This window comes from Rhodococcus quanlei, from assembly GCF_055231015.1.
Genome location: NZ_JBUYWD010000011.1, coordinates 1 through 14562 on the forward strand (window position 1 = coordinate 1; position 14562 = coordinate 14562).

Annotated in this window: 21 protein-coding genes; 4 read left to right on the plus strand and 17 right to left on the minus strand. The window is 63.6% G+C overall.

Features of this window, described 5'->3' with window-relative positions; all coding sequences use genetic code 11:
• Positions 1–149: 149 nt before the first annotated feature.
• Positions 150–1517 carry a GDSL-type esterase/lipase family protein gene (locus ACZI8Q_RS09015; RefSeq protein ID WP_463373185.1) on the plus strand — a complete coding sequence of 456 codons (1368 nt, stop codon included), beginning with the start codon at positions 150–152 and terminating at the stop codon, positions 1515–1517.
• Positions 1518–1544: 27 nt separating this feature from the next.
• Here the strand turns inward: ACZI8Q_RS09015 and ACZI8Q_RS09020 are convergent, their stop codons facing one another.
• The 16 genes from ACZI8Q_RS09020 to rpsJ form a co-directional block, all read right to left on the minus strand.
• Positions 1545–3080: an APC family permease gene (locus ACZI8Q_RS09020; protein WP_463373186.1), complete on the minus strand. Its 1536-nt coding sequence runs from the start codon at positions 3078–3080 to the stop codon at positions 1545–1547.
• Positions 3081–3237: 157 nt separating this feature from the next.
• Positions 3238–3423 (minus strand): type Z 30S ribosomal protein S14, encoded by a 186-nt coding sequence (locus tag ACZI8Q_RS09025; protein ID WP_463373187.1) that lies wholly within the window; start codon positions 3421–3423, stop codon positions 3238–3240.
• A 2-nt stretch (positions 3424–3425) separates the two neighbouring features.
• Positions 3426–3992, minus strand: a complete 567-nt coding sequence (gene rplE / locus ACZI8Q_RS09030; RefSeq protein ID WP_463373188.1) for a 50S ribosomal protein L5 — start codon at positions 3990–3992, stop codon at positions 3426–3428.
• A 1-nt stretch (position 3993) separates the two neighbouring features.
• On the minus strand, positions 3994–4311 hold the full coding sequence (gene rplX / locus ACZI8Q_RS09035; RefSeq protein ID WP_463373189.1) for a 50S ribosomal protein L24: 318 nt from the start codon (positions 4309–4311) through the stop codon (positions 3994–3996).
• Complete coding sequence (rplN, locus tag ACZI8Q_RS09040) at positions 4311–4679, minus strand: 50S ribosomal protein L14 (protein WP_463373190.1); 369 nt, start codon at positions 4677–4679, stop codon at positions 4311–4313. Before rplN ends, rplX begins: the two co-directional genes overlap by 1 nt.
• 314 nt (positions 4680–4993) lie before the next feature.
• The gene (rpsQ, locus tag ACZI8Q_RS09045) at positions 4994–5275 is read right to left on the minus strand and encodes a 30S ribosomal protein S17 (protein WP_463373191.1); all 282 of its coding nucleotides are present in this window, start codon (positions 5273–5275) and stop codon (positions 4994–4996) included.
• Complete coding sequence (gene rpmC / locus ACZI8Q_RS09050; protein ID WP_463373192.1) at positions 5272–5508, minus strand: 50S ribosomal protein L29; 237 nt, start codon at positions 5506–5508, stop codon at positions 5272–5274. The genes rpsQ and rpmC overlap by 4 nt, the downstream gene beginning before the upstream one ends.
• On the minus strand, positions 5508–5924 hold the full coding sequence (rplP, locus tag ACZI8Q_RS09055) for a 50S ribosomal protein L16 (protein ID WP_378572935.1): 417 nt from the start codon (positions 5922–5924) through the stop codon (positions 5508–5510). The genes rpmC and rplP overlap by 1 nt, the downstream gene beginning before the upstream one ends.
• A gap of 3 nt (positions 5925–5927) precedes the next feature.
• Positions 5928–6734, minus strand: coding sequence for a 30S ribosomal protein S3 (gene rpsC / locus ACZI8Q_RS09060; protein ID WP_463373193.1), 807 nt, complete (start codon positions 6732–6734; stop codon positions 5928–5930).
• Entirely contained in the window at positions 6734–7162 is a 429-nt protein-coding gene (gene rplV / locus ACZI8Q_RS09065; RefSeq protein WP_463373194.1) for a 50S ribosomal protein L22, read from the minus strand. The genes rpsC and rplV overlap by 1 nt, the downstream gene beginning before the upstream one ends.
• Positions 7159–7440 carry a 30S ribosomal protein S19 gene (gene rpsS / locus ACZI8Q_RS09070; RefSeq protein WP_463373195.1) on the minus strand — a complete coding sequence of 94 codons (282 nt, stop codon included), beginning with the start codon at positions 7438–7440 and terminating at the stop codon, positions 7159–7161. Before rpsS ends, rplV begins: the two co-directional genes overlap by 4 nt.
• Positions 7441–7453: 13 nt before the next feature.
• The gene (gene rplB, locus ACZI8Q_RS09075) at positions 7454–8287 is read right to left on the minus strand and encodes a 50S ribosomal protein L2 (protein ID WP_463373196.1); all 834 of its coding nucleotides are present in this window, start codon (positions 8285–8287) and stop codon (positions 7454–7456) included.
• A 40-nt stretch (positions 8288–8327) separates the two neighbouring features.
• Entirely contained in the window at positions 8328–8633 is a 306-nt protein-coding gene (gene rplW, locus ACZI8Q_RS09080) for a 50S ribosomal protein L23 (RefSeq protein ID WP_005239632.1), read from the minus strand.
• Positions 8630–9316, minus strand: a complete 687-nt coding sequence (gene rplD, locus ACZI8Q_RS09085; protein WP_463373197.1) for a 50S ribosomal protein L4 — start codon at positions 9314–9316, stop codon at positions 8630–8632. Before rplD ends, rplW begins: the two co-directional genes overlap by 4 nt.
• Positions 9313–9969, minus strand: coding sequence for a 50S ribosomal protein L3 (gene rplC / locus ACZI8Q_RS09090; RefSeq protein ID WP_463373198.1), 657 nt, complete (start codon positions 9967–9969; stop codon positions 9313–9315). The genes rplD and rplC overlap by 4 nt, the downstream gene beginning before the upstream one ends.
• A 20-nt stretch (positions 9970–9989) precedes the next feature.
• Positions 9990–10295, minus strand: a complete 306-nt coding sequence (gene rpsJ / locus ACZI8Q_RS09095) for a 30S ribosomal protein S10 (protein WP_003938093.1) — start codon at positions 10293–10295, stop codon at positions 9990–9992.
• A 483-nt stretch (positions 10296–10778) separates the two neighbouring features.
• Between rpsJ and ACZI8Q_RS09100 the strand changes: the two genes are divergently transcribed.
• Genes ACZI8Q_RS09100 through ACZI8Q_RS09110 form a run of 3 tightly spaced genes read left to right on the plus strand, consistent with a single transcriptional unit; the run spans position 10779 to position 13470 of the window.
• Positions 10779–11789: an ATP-binding cassette domain-containing protein gene (locus ACZI8Q_RS09100; protein WP_463373199.1), complete on the plus strand. Its 1011-nt coding sequence runs from the start codon at positions 10779–10781 to the stop codon at positions 11787–11789.
• Positions 11786–12619, plus strand: a complete 834-nt coding sequence (locus ACZI8Q_RS09105) for an ABC transporter permease (RefSeq protein WP_463373200.1) — start codon at positions 11786–11788, stop codon at positions 12617–12619. The genes ACZI8Q_RS09100 and ACZI8Q_RS09105 overlap by 4 nt, the downstream gene beginning before the upstream one ends.
• A complete protein-coding gene (locus ACZI8Q_RS09110; protein WP_463373201.1) occupies positions 12616–13470 on the plus strand; it encodes an ABC transporter permease in 855 nt (284 codons plus the stop codon). Before ACZI8Q_RS09105 ends, ACZI8Q_RS09110 begins: the two co-directional genes overlap by 4 nt.
• A 67-nt stretch (positions 13471–13537) precedes the next feature.
• Here the strand turns inward: ACZI8Q_RS09110 and ACZI8Q_RS09115 are convergent, their stop codons facing one another.
• Complete coding sequence (locus tag ACZI8Q_RS09115; RefSeq protein WP_463373492.1) at positions 13538–14464, minus strand: esterase/lipase family protein; 927 nt, start codon at positions 14462–14464, stop codon at positions 13538–13540.
• Positions 14465–14562 lie beyond the last annotated feature (98 nt).

The following is a 14562-nucleotide window of genomic DNA, read 5'->3' on the forward strand; positions in this document are numbered from 1 at the left end:
CCGATACGGCAGGGTCGACACATCACGCGCAGGACAGTCTCACGACGTCAGTGACATTGCGAGTCAGACCCCACCGCACCGAACACATCCAGTATCAACCGGACCACCCCAGACTCACAGTGACATTGGCCGGGTTCTAGACTCGACGAGTGTGGCGTTTCCTGCGATATACGGTCGTGATCACCGTGGTCGCTGCGGCGGCAATTGCGACCGCGTTGCTGGTGACGCCCATGCAAACGGTCCACACGGCGGGTCAAACCATACGAGTAGGAGCTGCGGCGCCCACTCTCTCGCTTTCCGGCCCGGGGGAGGTGGATCTGTTCGGACAGAGGCTGCCCACCACCATCGACTTCGTCGGCCCGGTACGGCCGCGGATGCAGCTGACCCACATCACCCTTTCGCAGCAACTCGCCGACGTCGTAGGCGATCGCAACGTCAGGTCTCGTGATCGCGATCAGTCCACCACGGAACTACGGGACGCGCTGGTGGACGGCTGGACCCGCTATGTGGCATGGCAAGTCGTCATTGCCGGCGGGGTCGCGGTCCTCCTGCTCGGCGCGGTCGCCGGATGGCGACGGCTGTCTGCCCGGCCCGCGACAACGTTCGTAGCTGTCGGCCTCGTGTTCACGGAAGCGGTGAATCTGGGCGCCATCATGGTTACCGCTCATACGGCGCCCGACCGACTGCGTCAGGTCACATCACTACAGGCGCTCGTCGGCGCCGCCCCCTCTCCTGCACTACCCGCGACGGACCAGCCGACCGATGCCGGCCACATCGTGGTCATCGGCGACTCGATCGCCGCGGGACTGGGCAACCCGCCACTACCGAACCCCAGTCAGGACGATGTCGCTTGTCGACGCAGCGTCGACTCGTTCGCGAACGCCCTGGCTCTGTCCACGGACTGGACGGTGGCCAACCTCGCGTGCAGCGGTGCCACTGTCCGCGAAGGTCTACTCGGGCCGCAAACGATCGGAGGACGAACCGTGACCCCGCAGCTTCCGTCCGCTGTAGCGAGCAATCCCGCGGCGATCATCGTCAACATCGGCGCCAACGACGTGGAATGGTCCAGCCTGTTGCGCGTGTGCGCCGTCCTCGAGAAGTGCGACAACGCAGCGCTCGAAGCATGGTTCCAGCAACAGCTCGCCGACTTCACCCGGGCCTACTTCGTGTTGCTGACGCAGCTGCGGACCCTGCCCGACCCCCCGACCGTGGTGGTGAACCAGTACTACAACCCTCTCCGCGGGGACTTGGATTGCGTTGCGTCCAAAGGCCTGACGGACACGAAACGTGAATGGTTGACGGACCGCCTCGACGCACTCAACACGGTGCTCGCGGCCGGCGCCGACGCGACCGGGTTCGTGTCCGTGAAACCGAACTTCACCGGGCACGCACTGTGCAGCGACGAACCGTACGTACACGGGGTCGATGAACCCGCAGCGTTTCACCCGACCACCGCTGGTGCGCTCGCCATTGCGCTGGCTGATCAGAAAGCATTGCTCGATGCGGGCATCGAATGACAATGCGTGGCAGACGGAACAGGGCTGCTAGCGCTTGTCGTACCGGTGCGCCGGATTCGGCTCCTCCCCCTCCGCGAGGTGGTCGATGTCCGTGAATCGGGTGCGCGTTCCTTCCGCCTTGTTGATGAAGTAGGTGATCACCCACAGCACAAGACCGACGGCGAGCATTGCCACCGCGATCTTGTACTGGATCATCTGCTCGGACGTCCGAGCCCACGGGCCGACGAGGAACAGGCACAGGATTGCGCCGGCAACCGGGATCCACACGGGCGCATGAAACGACGACGTGCCCGGTCTGCGCTTCAGCACGAGGCAGGCGACGTTCACCACTGCGAATACGCAGAGCAGCAACAGACCGGTGGTGCCGGACAGTGACGAGACGACGTCGTTGCCCGACATCTGGTTGACCACCACGATAAGGATCAGGGCCAGCGAGGTCGAGAAGATGATCGCCGTCCAGGGCGAGCGCCTGACCGGCAGGATGGCGCCCAATGCGCTCGGAAGCACTCGTTGACGGGCCAGCCCGTACACCAACCGACTCGCCATCAGCATGTTGAGCAGTGCTGTGTTGGCTACCGCGAACACGGTCATGTAGGGGAACAACTCGTCGATCGGCACCGAGGGTGCGCCGACCTTCACCACGTGCAGCAGGATTCCCTCGCTACCAGAGTCGTAGTTCAGCGGGAGTACCGCGATGACGGCAACCACCACCAGCACGTACATCACGCACGCGATCCCGAGGCCCGAGAGCATCACCTTCGGAAAGACCCGTTGAGGGTTCTTGGTCTCCTCTACCATGTTCACCGAGTCCTCGAAACCCACCATCGCGAAGAAGGCAATGGTGGTGGCGACCGTGACCGCAAGGAACCAGCCCTTCTCGTTCGGGTCCTCGAACATCACGAGGTTGGACAGATCTCCCTCACCGGTTCCCCTGCCCGCCGCGACCAGACCGATCACGATGACGATCGCCAGTGCCACCATCTCGATCACGGTGAGGACCACGTTGAACTTCACCGACTCCCCCACGCCGCGCAGGTTGATCACGGCCAGCAAGATCATGAACCCGAGCGCCACCACGAGTTGAGCCCCGCTCCCGTCGGGTATCGAGAACCACCCCAGACCGTTGGCGCTGCCGAACGATTCGTTCAGGCCGATCAGCAGGTTGCCGGCAACCACGTTCGACGACGTCGAGGCACTGGTGATGCCGGAGCAGATCACGGCGAACGCCACCAGGAATGTGATGAAATGCACGCCGAACGCCTTGTGGGTATAGAGCGCGGCGCCCGCTGCCTGCGGATACTTCGTCACCAACTCGAGGTAGGAGAACGCTGTCAGGGTGGCGACGACGAAGGCCAGGATGAACGGAACCCAGGCGATGCCGCCGACGTGTTCGATCATGTCGCCGGTTACTGCGTATATGCCGGCGCCGAGAATGTCACCGACGATGAACAGAAGCAGCAGTCCGGGTCCCAGAACCCGCGTGAGTTCGGTGGGAGCCTCCGTTTCGTCGGGGTCGGTCCGGCTCGATCCCGACCCCGGCTCTTTGGATTCTGACGTGCTCATCACGCAACCCCTTCACGTTCGGCCCTCCCAAGCCTGTACCGAGAACGGATCGTGCGCAGCGAATCGACGGAATAGGCGTCGATACGGCAACTGGAACGAAGCACGAAGGGCACGGACTCGACGAGTCCGTGCCCTTCGTACGTCTTATGGTGTCAGCTCACCAGGAGCTCTTGTGCACACCGGGAAGCTCGCCGGCGTGTGCCATCTCGCGCAGGCACACACGGCAGAGTCCGAACTTGCGGAACACCGAGTGCGGGCGACCGCACCGCTGGCAGCGGGTGTAGGCGCGAACCGCGAACTTCGGCTTCTTGTTGGCCTTGTTGACCAATGCCTTCTTAGCCATGCTCAGTTCTCCTTGAACGGGAAGCCGAGGTGCTTCAGCAGGGCACGGCCTTCTTCGTTGTTGGTCGCCGTGGTCACCACGGTGATATCCATACCGCGCGGGCGGTCGATCTTGTCCACGTCGATCTCGTGGAACATCGACTGCTCGTTGAGGCCGAACGTGTAGTTGCCGTTTCCGTCGAACTGCGTACCCGAAAGACCACGGAAGTCACGGATACGCGGCAGCGCCACGGACACCAGACGGTCCAGGAACTCCCACATGCGGTCGCCGCGCAGCGTGACGCGCGCACCGATCGGCATTCCTTCGCGGAGCTTGAACTGCGCGATGGACTTGCGAGCCTTGCGGATCTCGGGCTTCTGACCGGTGATCAGCGACAGATCGTTGACGGCACCGTTGATCAGCTTGGCATCACGGGCAGCGTCGCCGACACCCATGTTGACGACAACTTTGACGACGCCGGGGATCTGCATCACGTTGGCGTAGTCGAACTCGGAGTTCAGCGCGTCCTTGATCTCCTCGCGGTAGCGAGTCTTCAGGCGCGGCGCAGTCTTGTTTTCGGTGGAGGTCATGTCAGAGGTCCTTCCCGTTCTTCCGGGAAATCCGAACGCGCTTGCCGGACTCCTCGTCGGTCCGGTAACCGACACGAGTGGCGTTGCCGTCCGAGTCGACGACCGCGACGTTGGAAACGTGGATCGGGGCTTCCTGCGTCACGATGCCGCCGGAGGAGGCGCCACGCTCGTTCGCGGAAACCGCGGTGTGCTTCTTGATGCGGTTGACGCCCTCGACGAGGACCTTCTCGGTCGCGGGGTAGGACTGAATGACCTTGCCCTTCGCGCCCTTGTCCTTGCCGGAGATGACCAGCACCGTGTCACCCTTGTGCACCTTCATCACAGCACCTCCGGGGCGAGCGAGACGATCCTCATGAACTTCTTGTCACGCAGCTCGCGGCCGACGGGGCCGAAGATGCGGGTGCCACGGGGGTCGTTGTCAGGCTTGATGAGAACTGCGGCGTTCTCGTCGAACTTGATGTACGAGCCGTCGGGACGACGACGCTCCTTCGTGGTGCGGACGATGACGGCCTTGACGACCTCGCCCTTCTTGATGTTGCCGCCCGGGATGGCGTCCTTGACGGTGGCGACGATGGTGTCGCCCACCCCGGCGTAGCGACGAGACGAACCACCGAGAACGCGGATGCAGAGAATCTCCTTGGCACCCGTGTTGTCGGCGACGCGCAGTCGCGACTCCTGCTGAATCACTTACTTCTCCTTGACCTGGATAAAGGTGCACGCCGGATTACCGACCCGACGAGCGTGGTCGTGTTGCTGCCCGAGCCGAGTCGATGACCCGGCTCCACATGTTCGCGGGCGCGCGCCTGCCTGCGAAAACTCTCGAAATCACAGTGGGTTCGCGGCCGAGCTGCGGGATATACCCACAAGCAACCGCACCAGTGTAGGCGAAAGCGCAGGTCAACTACAAATCCGTGTCTACACACAGCTGCGGCCCGCTCCCCCGACGAGGGAACGGGCCGCAGAGTGATGCGTTGCCGCTCGAGGTCGTACTCAGCCCGGTCTTACTTGGCCTTCTCGAGAACCTCGACGAGACGCCAGTGCTTGGTCGCGGACAGCGGACGGGTCTCCATCAGCTGAACGCGGTCACCGACACCGGCGACACCGTTCTCGTCGTGCGCCTTGACCTTGCTGGTGCGCCGGATGATCTTGCCGTAGAGCGGGTGCTTGACCCGGTCTTCGAGCTCGACCACGATGGTCTTCTCCATCTTGTCGGAGACGACGTACCCGGTACGAACCTTCCGGCTGTTGCGCTCTTGCGTGCTCAATGCTTTTTCCTCACTCATGCCGCGTCACCTGCGTCCGGGCCGACGGCCAGCCCGAGCTCACGCTCGCGCAGGACGGTGTAGATGCGCGCGATCTCGTGACGAACCGTCCGAAGTCGGCGGTTGTTGTCCATCTGACCGGTGGCCATCTGGAAACGAAGGTTGAACAGCTCTTCCTTCGACTCACGAAGCCGGTTGACCAGCTCTTCTTCGGCGAGCTCGCGGAGCTCTGCTGCTGGGGTTCCAGTAGCCATCAGAACTGCTCCTCCCTTGTCACGATCCGGCACTTGCACGGGAGCTTGTGCATCGCGCGGCGCAGGGCCTCACGGGCAATCTCCTCGTTGGGGTAGGTCATCTCGAACATCACGCGACCAGGCTTGACGTTCGCGACCCACCACTCGGGCGAACCCTTACCGGAACCCATGCGGGTTTCGGCCGGCTTCTTGGTGAGCGGGCGATCCGGGAAGATGTTGATCCAGATCTTGCCGCCACGCTTGATGTGTCGGGTCATGGCAATACGAGCGGACTCGATCTGCCGGTTGGTGATGTAGGCGGGCTCGAGAGCCTGGATGCCCCATTCACCGAATGTCACCTGGGTTCCACCCTTGGCGGCACCCGAACGGCTCGGATGGTGCTGCTTGCGGTGCTTGACCCGCTTCGGGATCAACATGCGTCAGCCCTCCTTCTGCTGCGTCGTAGCGGGTGCATCGGCGGTGCTGGTCGCGGCGCGGCCAGCCTCGGTGCTGGTCGCGGTGGTACCGGTGGCACCACTGCGACGCGGGCGGCTCGGACGCTCACGGCGGGGGCGATCCCCTGCCGGTGCGGCCACGTTGGCGGCGAGCTCACGCTTGCCCCCGACGATGTCGCCCTTGTAGATCCACACCTTGACGCCGATGCGGCCGAAGGTGGTCTTGGCCTCGTAGAGGCCGTAGTCGATGTCTGCACGAAGCGTGTGCAGCGGAACACGGCCTTCGCGGTAGAACTCCGACCGGGACATCTCGGCGCCGCCGAGACGACCGGAGCACTGAACGCGGATTCCCTTCACGTTCGGCTGACGCATGGCCGACTGGATGGCCTTGCGCATGGCGCGACGGAAAGCAACACGGTTCGAGAGCTGCTCGGCCACACCCTGCGCGACGAGCTGTGCCTCGGCCTCGGAGTTCTTGACCTCGAGGATGTTGAGCTGGACCTGCTTGCCGGTCAGCTTCTCGAGCTGCGAACGGATACGGTCTGCCTCGGCGCCACGACGACCGATGACGATTCCCGGGCGTGCGGTGTGGATGTCCACACGTACACGGTCACGGGTGCGCTCGATCTCGACCTTCGCGATACCTGCGCGCTCCATGCCGGTGGCGAGGAGGCGACGGATCGCGACGTCTTCCTTGACGTACTCCGAGTACTGCTTGTCTGCGTACCAGCGGGACTTCCAGTCGGTGGTGATGCCGAGTCGGAAGCCGTGCGGGTTGATTTTCTGGCCCACTACTGAGCACTTCCCTTCCGGCGATTACGGGTCGAAGTTCCGGCCTTCGGCAGGCTTTCCACGATCACGGTGATGTGGCTGGACCGCTTGCGGATCCGGAACGCACGTCCCTGCGCACGCGGCTGGAACCGCTTCATGGTCGCACCCTCGTCCACGAACGCCGTAGCCACGACGAGCGTGCTCGGGTCCAAGTCGAGGTTGTTCTCGGCGTTGGCGGCTGCCGAGGCGATAACCTTGGCGACCGGCTCGCTAGCCGACTGCGGCGCGAACTTCAGGATGTTCAGGGCATCTTCGACCGAGCGCCCACGAACGAGGTCCACGACGCGACGTGCCTTCATCGGCGTCACACGCACGTGGCGCGCAACAGCCTTTGCTGTCGGGTTCTTCGTTTCTGTGCTCAACTGGGCTGAGCTCTTCGCTGTGCTCATCGACGCTTGCTCTTCCGGTCGTCCTTGATGTGACCCTTGAACGTGCGGGTCGGTGCGAATTCGCCGAGCTTGTGCCCGACCATCGAATCCGAGATGAACACCGGCACGTGCTTACGGCCGTCGTGGACCGCAAACGTGTGTCCGATGAAATCCGGAAGGACCGTCGAACGGCGAGACCAGGTCTTGATGACCTGCTTGGTGCCCTTCTCGTTCTGAACGTCCACCTTCGCGAGGAGGTGGTCGTCGACGAACGGGCCTTTCTTGAGGCTGCGTGGCATTTACAACTCCCTCCTAGCGCTTCTTGCCGGTACGCCGGCGGCGGACGATCAGCTTGTCGCTGGCCTTGTTCTTGCGAGTACGGCCCTCGGGCGTACCCCACGGGCTGACCGGGTGGCGACCACCGGAGGTCTTGCCCTCACCACCACCGTGCGGGTGGTCGACCGGGTTCATCACGACACCACGGACGGTCGGGCGCTTGCCTTTCCAGCGCATGCGGCCGGCCTTGCCCCAGTTGATGTTCGACTGCTCGGCGTTGCCGACCTCGCCGACGGTTGCGCGGCAGCGCACGTCGACGCGACGGATCTCGCCGGAAGGCATACGCAGCGTGGCGTAGACGCCTTCCTTACCGAGCAGCTGAATGCTGGATCCGGCGGAACGAGCCATCTTGGCTCCGCCGCCGGGACGCAGCTCCACGGCGTGGATGGTGGTACCGGTCGGGATGTTGCGCAACGGCAGGTTGTTGCCGGGCTTGATGTCTGCGCCCACGCCGGACTCGATCGGCGCGCCCTGGGTCAGGCCCTTGGGTGCGATGATGTAGCGCTTCTCGCCATCTGCGTAGTGCAGCAGCGCGATGCGTGCGGTGCGGTTGGGGTCGTACTCGATGTGAGCGACCTTGGCCGGCACGCCGTCCTTGTCGTTGCGACGGAAATCGATCAGTCGGTAGGCACGCTTGTGTCCGCCACCCTTGTGCCGAGTGGTGATACGTCCGTGTGCGTTACGACCACCGCGTCCGTGCAGCGGGCGAATGAGCGACTTCTCGGGGGTCGACCGAGTGATCTCGGCGAAGTCCGAGACACTCGAGCCACGACGGCCCGGGGTAGTCGGCTTGTACTTACGGATTGCCATGAGTCTTCTCGTCCTCTATATCTCGTCAAGTCCCGGGCGCTTACGCGACCGGTCCTCCGAAGATCTCGATGGGCTTGCTGTCGGCCGAGAGGGTCACGAGCGCGCGCTTGGTGTCCTTGCGCTTGCCGTAACCGAAGCGGGTCCGCTTGCGCTTGCCCTGACGGTTGGCGGTATTGACGCTGGTCACGGTCACGCCGAAGATCTTCTCGACAGCAATCTTGATCTGCGTCTTGTTCGAGTCCGGGTGCACCAGGAAGGTGTAGGTGCCTTCCTCGATCAGTCCGTAGGACTTCTCGGAGATGACCGGGGCCAGCAAAATGTCGCGGGGGTCGGCGATGGTGCTCACTTACCCTCCTCCTTTTCCTGTGCCTGGGCGCTCTCGGCGGGCCCGTGGATGAACGTGTTCAACGCCTCGACGCTGAAGACGACGTCATCGCTTCCCAGCACGTCATAGGTGTTGAGCTGGTCGGGTGCGATGGGGTGCACGCCGTCCAGGTTCTGCACGCTCTTCCATGCTGCGATGTCCTCGCGGCCTACGACGAGCAGCAGCTTCTTACGGTCCGAAAGCTCGCCGAGGAAGGTGCGGGCCGACTTCGTGGACGGAGCCTGTCCGGCAACGAGTTCGGTGATCACGTGGATGCGCTCGTTGCGTGCCCGGTCGGTGAGGGCTCCGCGCAGGGCGGCTGCCTTCATCTTCTTGGGCGTGCGCTGGCTGTAGTCGCGCGGCTGCGGGCCGTGGACGGTGCCACCGCCGGCGAACTGCGGTGCACGAGTCGAGCCCTGACGTGCGCGGCCGGTGCCCTTCTGGCGGTACGGCTTCTTGCCACCGCCGCGGACGTCGCCGCGGGTCTTGGTGGCGTGCGTGCCCTGACGTGCAGCGGCGAGCTGCGCGACGACGACCTGGTGCATGAGCGCAACGCTGGCCGGTGCGTCGAAGATCTCGGCGGGGAGATCGACGGTGCCGTTGATCTTGCCGCCTGCGGCCTTGACGTCGAGCGTCAACTTGGTTGCCGATTCGGTGCTGGTCATGCGTGCGCACCACCCTTCACTGCGCTCTTGACGATCACGAGGCCACCCTTGCGGCCGGGGATCGCGCCCTTGATCAGCAGCAGGCCGTTCTCGGCGTCCACCTTGTGGACCGAGAGGTTCTGCGTGGTGATGCGGTCGCTACCCATGCGTCCGGACATGCGCATTCCCTTGAACACGCGGCCCGGGGTGGCGCAGCCGCCGATGGAACCGGGGCGACGGTGCACAGCCTGTGCGCCGTGCGAGGCGCCCTGACCGGCGAAGCCGTGGCGCTTCATGGTTCCGGCGAAGCCCTTGCCCTTGCTGGTTCCGGTGACGTCGACGTAAGCGCCGTCCTCGAACACCTCTGCGGTGAGTTCCTGGCCGACCTCGTACTCGGAGGTGTCGGCGACACGGAGCTCGACCACGTGGCGGCGCGGGGTGACACCGGCCTTGGCGAACTGGCCGGAAACCGGCTTGTTCACCTTGCGCGGGTCGATGGCGCCGAACGCGATCTGCACGGCGCTGTAGCCGTCACGCTCTTCGGTACGGACCTGGGTCACGACATTCGGACCGGCCTTGACGACGGTGACCGGGACGACCCGGTTGTTCTCGTCGAAGACCTGGGTCATGCCGAGCTTGGTGCCCAGAATTCCCTTGATCTTGGTATCAGTCATTGTTTTTGTCTCCGCCGCGCTCACTGAATGTTGACATCGACGCTGGCCGGAAGGTCGATGCGCATGAGAGCGTCAACCGTCTTGGGCGTCGGGTCGAGGATGTCGATAAGCCGCTTGTGAGTACGCATCTCGAAGTGCTCGCGCGAGTCCTTGTACTTGTGCGGCGAGCGGATGACGCAGTACACGTTCTTTTCTGTCGGCAACGGCACGGGTCCGACGACACGGGCCCCGGTACGGGTCACCGTCTCGACGATCTTGCGCGCTGACGCATCGATCGCCTCATGGTCGTAGGCCTTGAGCCTGATGCGGATCTTTTGTCCCGCCACGCTTGGTGTCCTTTTCTTGCCGCGTTTCACAGTTCGACCCGAGCCGGGCCGAACCATCTCGTCTGCACAGTCCTTGCCGACCGCAACCAGAACGCCTAGGCGATCGGGGCTGCCCCGATCCGCTGCCGCTGTTCATCTGTCATGGTTCCTCCGGTACACGCGGTCGGGCGTGTCGCCCTTTCGCTCATTCTCCGCCGCTGGACTTTTCAGCTGCATCGGCGGTGAACTCGTACCGGACGTACCCGAATTCGGGTACTCGGTAGGCACTGCTTCCGTCTTGCATGATCGCAACGAAGTCTACGACCTCGTTTCGACTCACTTCGCCTCGCCGGGTTCGGGCCGCAAACAATCGCGTCCCGTGCAAGGCAACCGCACCAGTATGCCGCACACCGACCAAGACTTCAAACTGCTGTTCCAGGAGGTACGGCGACGGAGCACCACCGTCGACTTTCGTGTCGGATCGCTCGTGACATACTCGAGGGTATGACTGCACCCCAACCTGCTGTTCTGGTCGAGGGAATCGAAAAGTCCTTCGGATCGGTGAAAGCCCTCCGGGGTGTCAGTTTCGAAGTCCCCCGCGGGACCGTGCTCGGCATTCTCGGTCCCAATGGTGCCGGTAAGACCACCACGGTCAATGTGCTGTCCACCTTGCTGCGCCCCGACAAGGGGCGGGCCGTCATCGCCGGACACGACATCGTCTCCGATGCGGCCGGCGTGCGTCGCTCGGTGATGATGACCGGTCAGTACGCGGCTCTCGACGAGTCGCTTTCCGGTCGGGAGAATCTGGTCCTCTTCGGACGGTTGATGGGTCTGCGCAAGGGAGCCTCGAAAGCACGCGCGGCCGAACTGCTCGAAGAGTTCGACCTCGTCGGCGCCGGAGACCGAAAGGTGATCGAGTATTCGGGCGGTATGCGCCGGCGCGTGGACATCGCGTGCGGCCTCGTGACCCGCCCGGAAGTCGTGTTCCTCGACGAGCCCACGACCGGTCTCGATCCCCGAAGCCGCCAGAGCGTGTGGTCGTTGGTGTCCGCACTCAAGGAGCAGGGCATCACGATCCTGCTCACCACCCAGTACCTCGAAGAAGCAGACTTGCTGAGCGACAACATCGTCGTCATCGACAAGGGCACGGTGATCGCCGAGGGTACGGCTGACGAACTGAAGGCTCGCACGGGCGGCAACTACTGCGAGGTCGTTCCGGCTCGTCTATCCGACCTCCCGCTCGTTCGCGACATTCTCGCTTCGCTCACCTCACCCGACAAGGTGTCCGAAACCGGCTCCGACCGGCTGTCGATTCCGGCGGAGTACGGTGCACAGACCCTCGCGGAAGCATTGCGCCGACTCGACTTGGCCCGGGTGGAACTGGCGGACATCGCCCTGCGCCGCCCCTCCCTCGACGATGTGTTCCTCTCGATCACGGGCCGCAACGACGCCGCCGACCCCGGTGCCGCCGCTGTGTCCGACGGCGCACCGCAACGAGAGGGACTGCCGCTGTGACCTCGACCACCAAGCCGCGGACCTCGGCACGCGCCGGGTCCGCGTCGATCGCTGGCCGGCACGCGCGCCCGAAACCGACAGTCTTCGGACAGTGGCTCGCACTGTCCGGCCGCAACATGCACACGATGTGGGTGTACGGCCAGTTCTTCGTCGCCGTCCTTGCACCACTGATCTTCACGATCGGCTTCTATCTGCCACTGAAGCTGGTGATGCAGCTGACGGCGGGCGTGGACTATGCGCAGTTCGTGATGCCGATCATCGTGTTGCAGGCCATGGCTTTCACCGCGGTGTCCGCGGCTCACCGCGCCGCGACCGAGGCGTCGAACGGCATGAACTCGCGCTTCCAGACGATGCCGATCGCGGCGGGTGTCCCCCTCGCTGCGCGAATGACCTCCTGCTTCGTGCACTCGGCGGTGTCACTGATCGCGGCCATCGGTTACGGATATCTGATCGGATTCCGATTCCAGGCGGGTGTCGACTTCACCATCGGGTTCTGCGCATTCGCCATGTTGGTCGGATTCACATTGACGGCCGGTGCCGACGCGCTCGGCACTCTGACGAAGAGCCCGACGATCACCAGTCAGGCACTCACCATCCCTCAGCTGATTCTGGGCATGTTCTCGTCCGGCTTCGTTCCGGTGTCCAACTTTCCGGAGTGGGCGCAGGGTTTCGTACGTAATCAGCCGATCTCGCACTTCGCCAACTCGCTGCGGGGCATGACCGACGGGACGATCACTCTGCACGGAATCATGCCGTCACTCCTGTGGTGCGCGGGACTGGCACTCGTATTCATTCCACTGTCCATCTGGGCGAACGTGAGGCGCGGATGACCCAAGAACAGCAAGCACAGCAAGCCCCGAACCTGGCTCTCACCTTCCCGCCGGCAACGGAATCACAATCCGAGAAGTCGGCCGGTGCCTTGTACTCACACAGCCTCCTTCAGACCGGAAGGCTGCTACTTCGGTGGACCCGCGATCCGTTCACGATGCTGCAGGCCGTGATCTATCCGGCACTCATGCTGGTGATGTTCTGGATCGTTCTCGGCGTCACGATCACCGAGGGCACGAACGTCGAAGCCATCTACGGCCAGGTCGCGATGATCACCCTCGTGGGTGCGATGTTCGGGTCGATCGCGAGCGGGCTGTCACTGAAGAAGGAGTGGGCCGACGGACTCCTGAGCCGCTTCTGGGTGCTTCCGGTACACCGCGCGTCCGGCTTGGTCAGCCGGTTGCTCGCAGAAGGCGTGCGAATCCTCGTCACGACGGTGTTGATCGTCGCGGTGGGCTTTGCGCTCGGCTTCCGCTTCGATCAGGGACTGCTGCCGGGCCTGTTGATGCTCTTGCTGCCGTTGTTGTTCGGAATGGCGTTCGCCACGCTGGTGACCGCGCTCGCAGTCAACGCCGCGAAAGCGCCGCTCGTGGAACTGCTGTCACTGCTGTGCACCCTGATGATGTTCTTCAATTCGGGATTCGTACCCACGATGGCGTACCCGAAGTGGCTTCAGCCGGTGGTCGAGAACCAGCCGATGTCCTGCGTGATCGAAGCAATGCGGGGACTGTCCGCAGGTGGTCCCGTTGCTGAACCACTCGTCAAAACCTTCATCTGGTGTGGCGCGGCTCTTCTGATCTTCACCTATCCGGCGATCCGCGGATACCGCCGCGCTGCCGGTACTCCCCCCTGATCCAGAGACGCAGCGGGACATCCATCACGATCTCCATGGATGTCCCGCCACTTGGAGGAGTGCGGTCTCAGCCCTCTTCGCAGGGAGCCTCGACGCGTTGCGCATAGGTCGGATCGAGTGCGGCCTGCACGATGTACATCGCGCGTGGGTTGCTCGTGAGCTCGGCGTGTGTCGTCGTGTTCGACTCGCACCCGTCCTGAACCCAGATGTTGTCCACGGTCGCGTCCGGGCCGGCGGTGAGGAACGTGTTCTCGGGCGGCGTCGATATCTTGTCGTTGCGGCTGGCGACCACCGTGTAGTGGATGCCCCGGTCGGTGTCGCCGCCGGCGTTGAGGATCTGCAAGAACGGTGACCCGACCATCTGCTGAATATACGAGGGTCCGACTGCCATATCGGCCAAGGGCTGCACCGGCACACCCAATGCCTCTGCGAGGGCGCCGAGTGCCTGTACATCACCGAAACTCGTTCCATGGTTGGTGGCGCCGAGAGTCACCAACCTGTTGACCTTGTTCCGAGACGGATCGAGGAGGTTCGCGCCACCGTCGAAACGGAGGTATTGGCGCGCCATGGTGCCACCCTGTGAATGCCCAACGATGTCCACCTGCGGGGAACCGGTTACCTCCCGGACCTTGTCCACGAATCCCGCCAGCTGCACCGACGATTCTCTGATGTCCGCACCGCCGAGCATCTCCAGTACGTTGCCGTCTGCCAGATCGGCGTTGTTGCCGTACTCGAGCGCGAATACGCAGTAGCCCTCGCCAACGAGTTCGGGAGCGAGTTCTTTCCATGTCTCGACCATGCCGACCCAGGTGCCGTGCACCAACACCACTGGTCGTGGGTGCTCTGCGGTGGGTTTGCAGGACCAATCGTTGACACCCTCGAGGGTGGAGACCTCCGGTGGATTCGGCGCAGACTCGGCCGCTACCGGCGCAGCGAACCCAAGTGAAGCGACAACACCCAACGAAACTGCCAGGGCTCTTTTGCCCAACGACATACCCATCTCCCTCGTATCCTTGGAAAGACCCTGCTCGTATTCTTGGAGAACTCGCGTCCCTGGAAATCCATGGGGCCGACGAGCAGGCTACTGCATTG

Bases quoted from the DNA above. Each gene is read 5' to 3' on its own strand.
- ACZI8Q_RS09100 (WP_463373199.1), top strand. From the start codon at position 10,779: ATGACTGCACCCCAACCTGCTGTTCTGGTCGAGGGAATCGAAAAGTCC.
- rpsS (WP_463373195.1), bottom strand. From the start codon at position 7,440: ATGCCACGCAGCCTCAAGAAAGGCCCGTTCGTCGACGACCACCTCCTC.
- rplX (WP_463373189.1), bottom strand. From the start codon at position 4,311: ATGAAGGTGCACAAGGGTGACACGGTGCTGGTCATCTCCGGCAAGGAC.
- rplD (WP_463373197.1), bottom strand. From the start codon at position 9,316: ATGACCAGCACCGAATCGGCAACCAAGTTGACGCTCGACGTCAAGGCC.
- ACZI8Q_RS09115 (WP_463373492.1), bottom strand. From the start codon at position 14,464: ATGTCGTTGGGCAAAAGAGCCCTGGCAGTTTCGTTGGGTGTTGTCGCT.
- rplE (WP_463373188.1), bottom strand. From the start codon at position 3,992: ATGACCTCCACCGAAAACAAGACTGCGCCGCGCCTGAAGACTCGCTAC.
- rpmC (WP_463373192.1), bottom strand. From the start codon at position 5,508: ATGGCTACTGGAACCCCAGCAGCAGAGCTCCGCGAGCTCGCCGAAGAA.
- rplP (WP_378572935.1), bottom strand. From the start codon at position 5,924: ATGTTGATCCCGAAGCGGGTCAAGCACCGCAAGCAGCACCATCCGAGC.
- rpsQ (WP_463373191.1), bottom strand. From the start codon at position 5,275: ATGAGTGAGGAAAAAGCATTGAGCACGCAAGAGCGCAACAGCCGGAAG.
- ACZI8Q_RS09110 (WP_463373201.1), top strand. From the start codon at position 12,616: ATGACCCAAGAACAGCAAGCACAGCAAGCCCCGAACCTGGCTCTCACC.
- rplB (WP_463373196.1), bottom strand. From the start codon at position 8,287: ATGGCAATCCGTAAGTACAAGCCGACTACCCCGGGCCGTCGTGGCTCG.
- rplC (WP_463373198.1), bottom strand. From the start codon at position 9,969: ATGACTGATACCAAGATCAAGGGAATTCTGGGCACCAAGCTCGGCATG.
- ACZI8Q_RS09025 (WP_463373187.1), bottom strand. From the start codon at position 3,423: ATGGCTAAGAAGGCATTGGTCAACAAGGCCAACAAGAAGCCGAAGTTC.
- rplV (WP_463373194.1), bottom strand. From the start codon at position 7,162: ATGAGCACAGCGAAGAGCTCAGCCCAGTTGAGCACAGAAACGAAGAAC.
- ACZI8Q_RS09020 (WP_463373186.1), bottom strand. From the start codon at position 3,080: ATGAGCACGTCAGAATCCAAAGAGCCGGGGTCGGGATCGAGCCGGACC.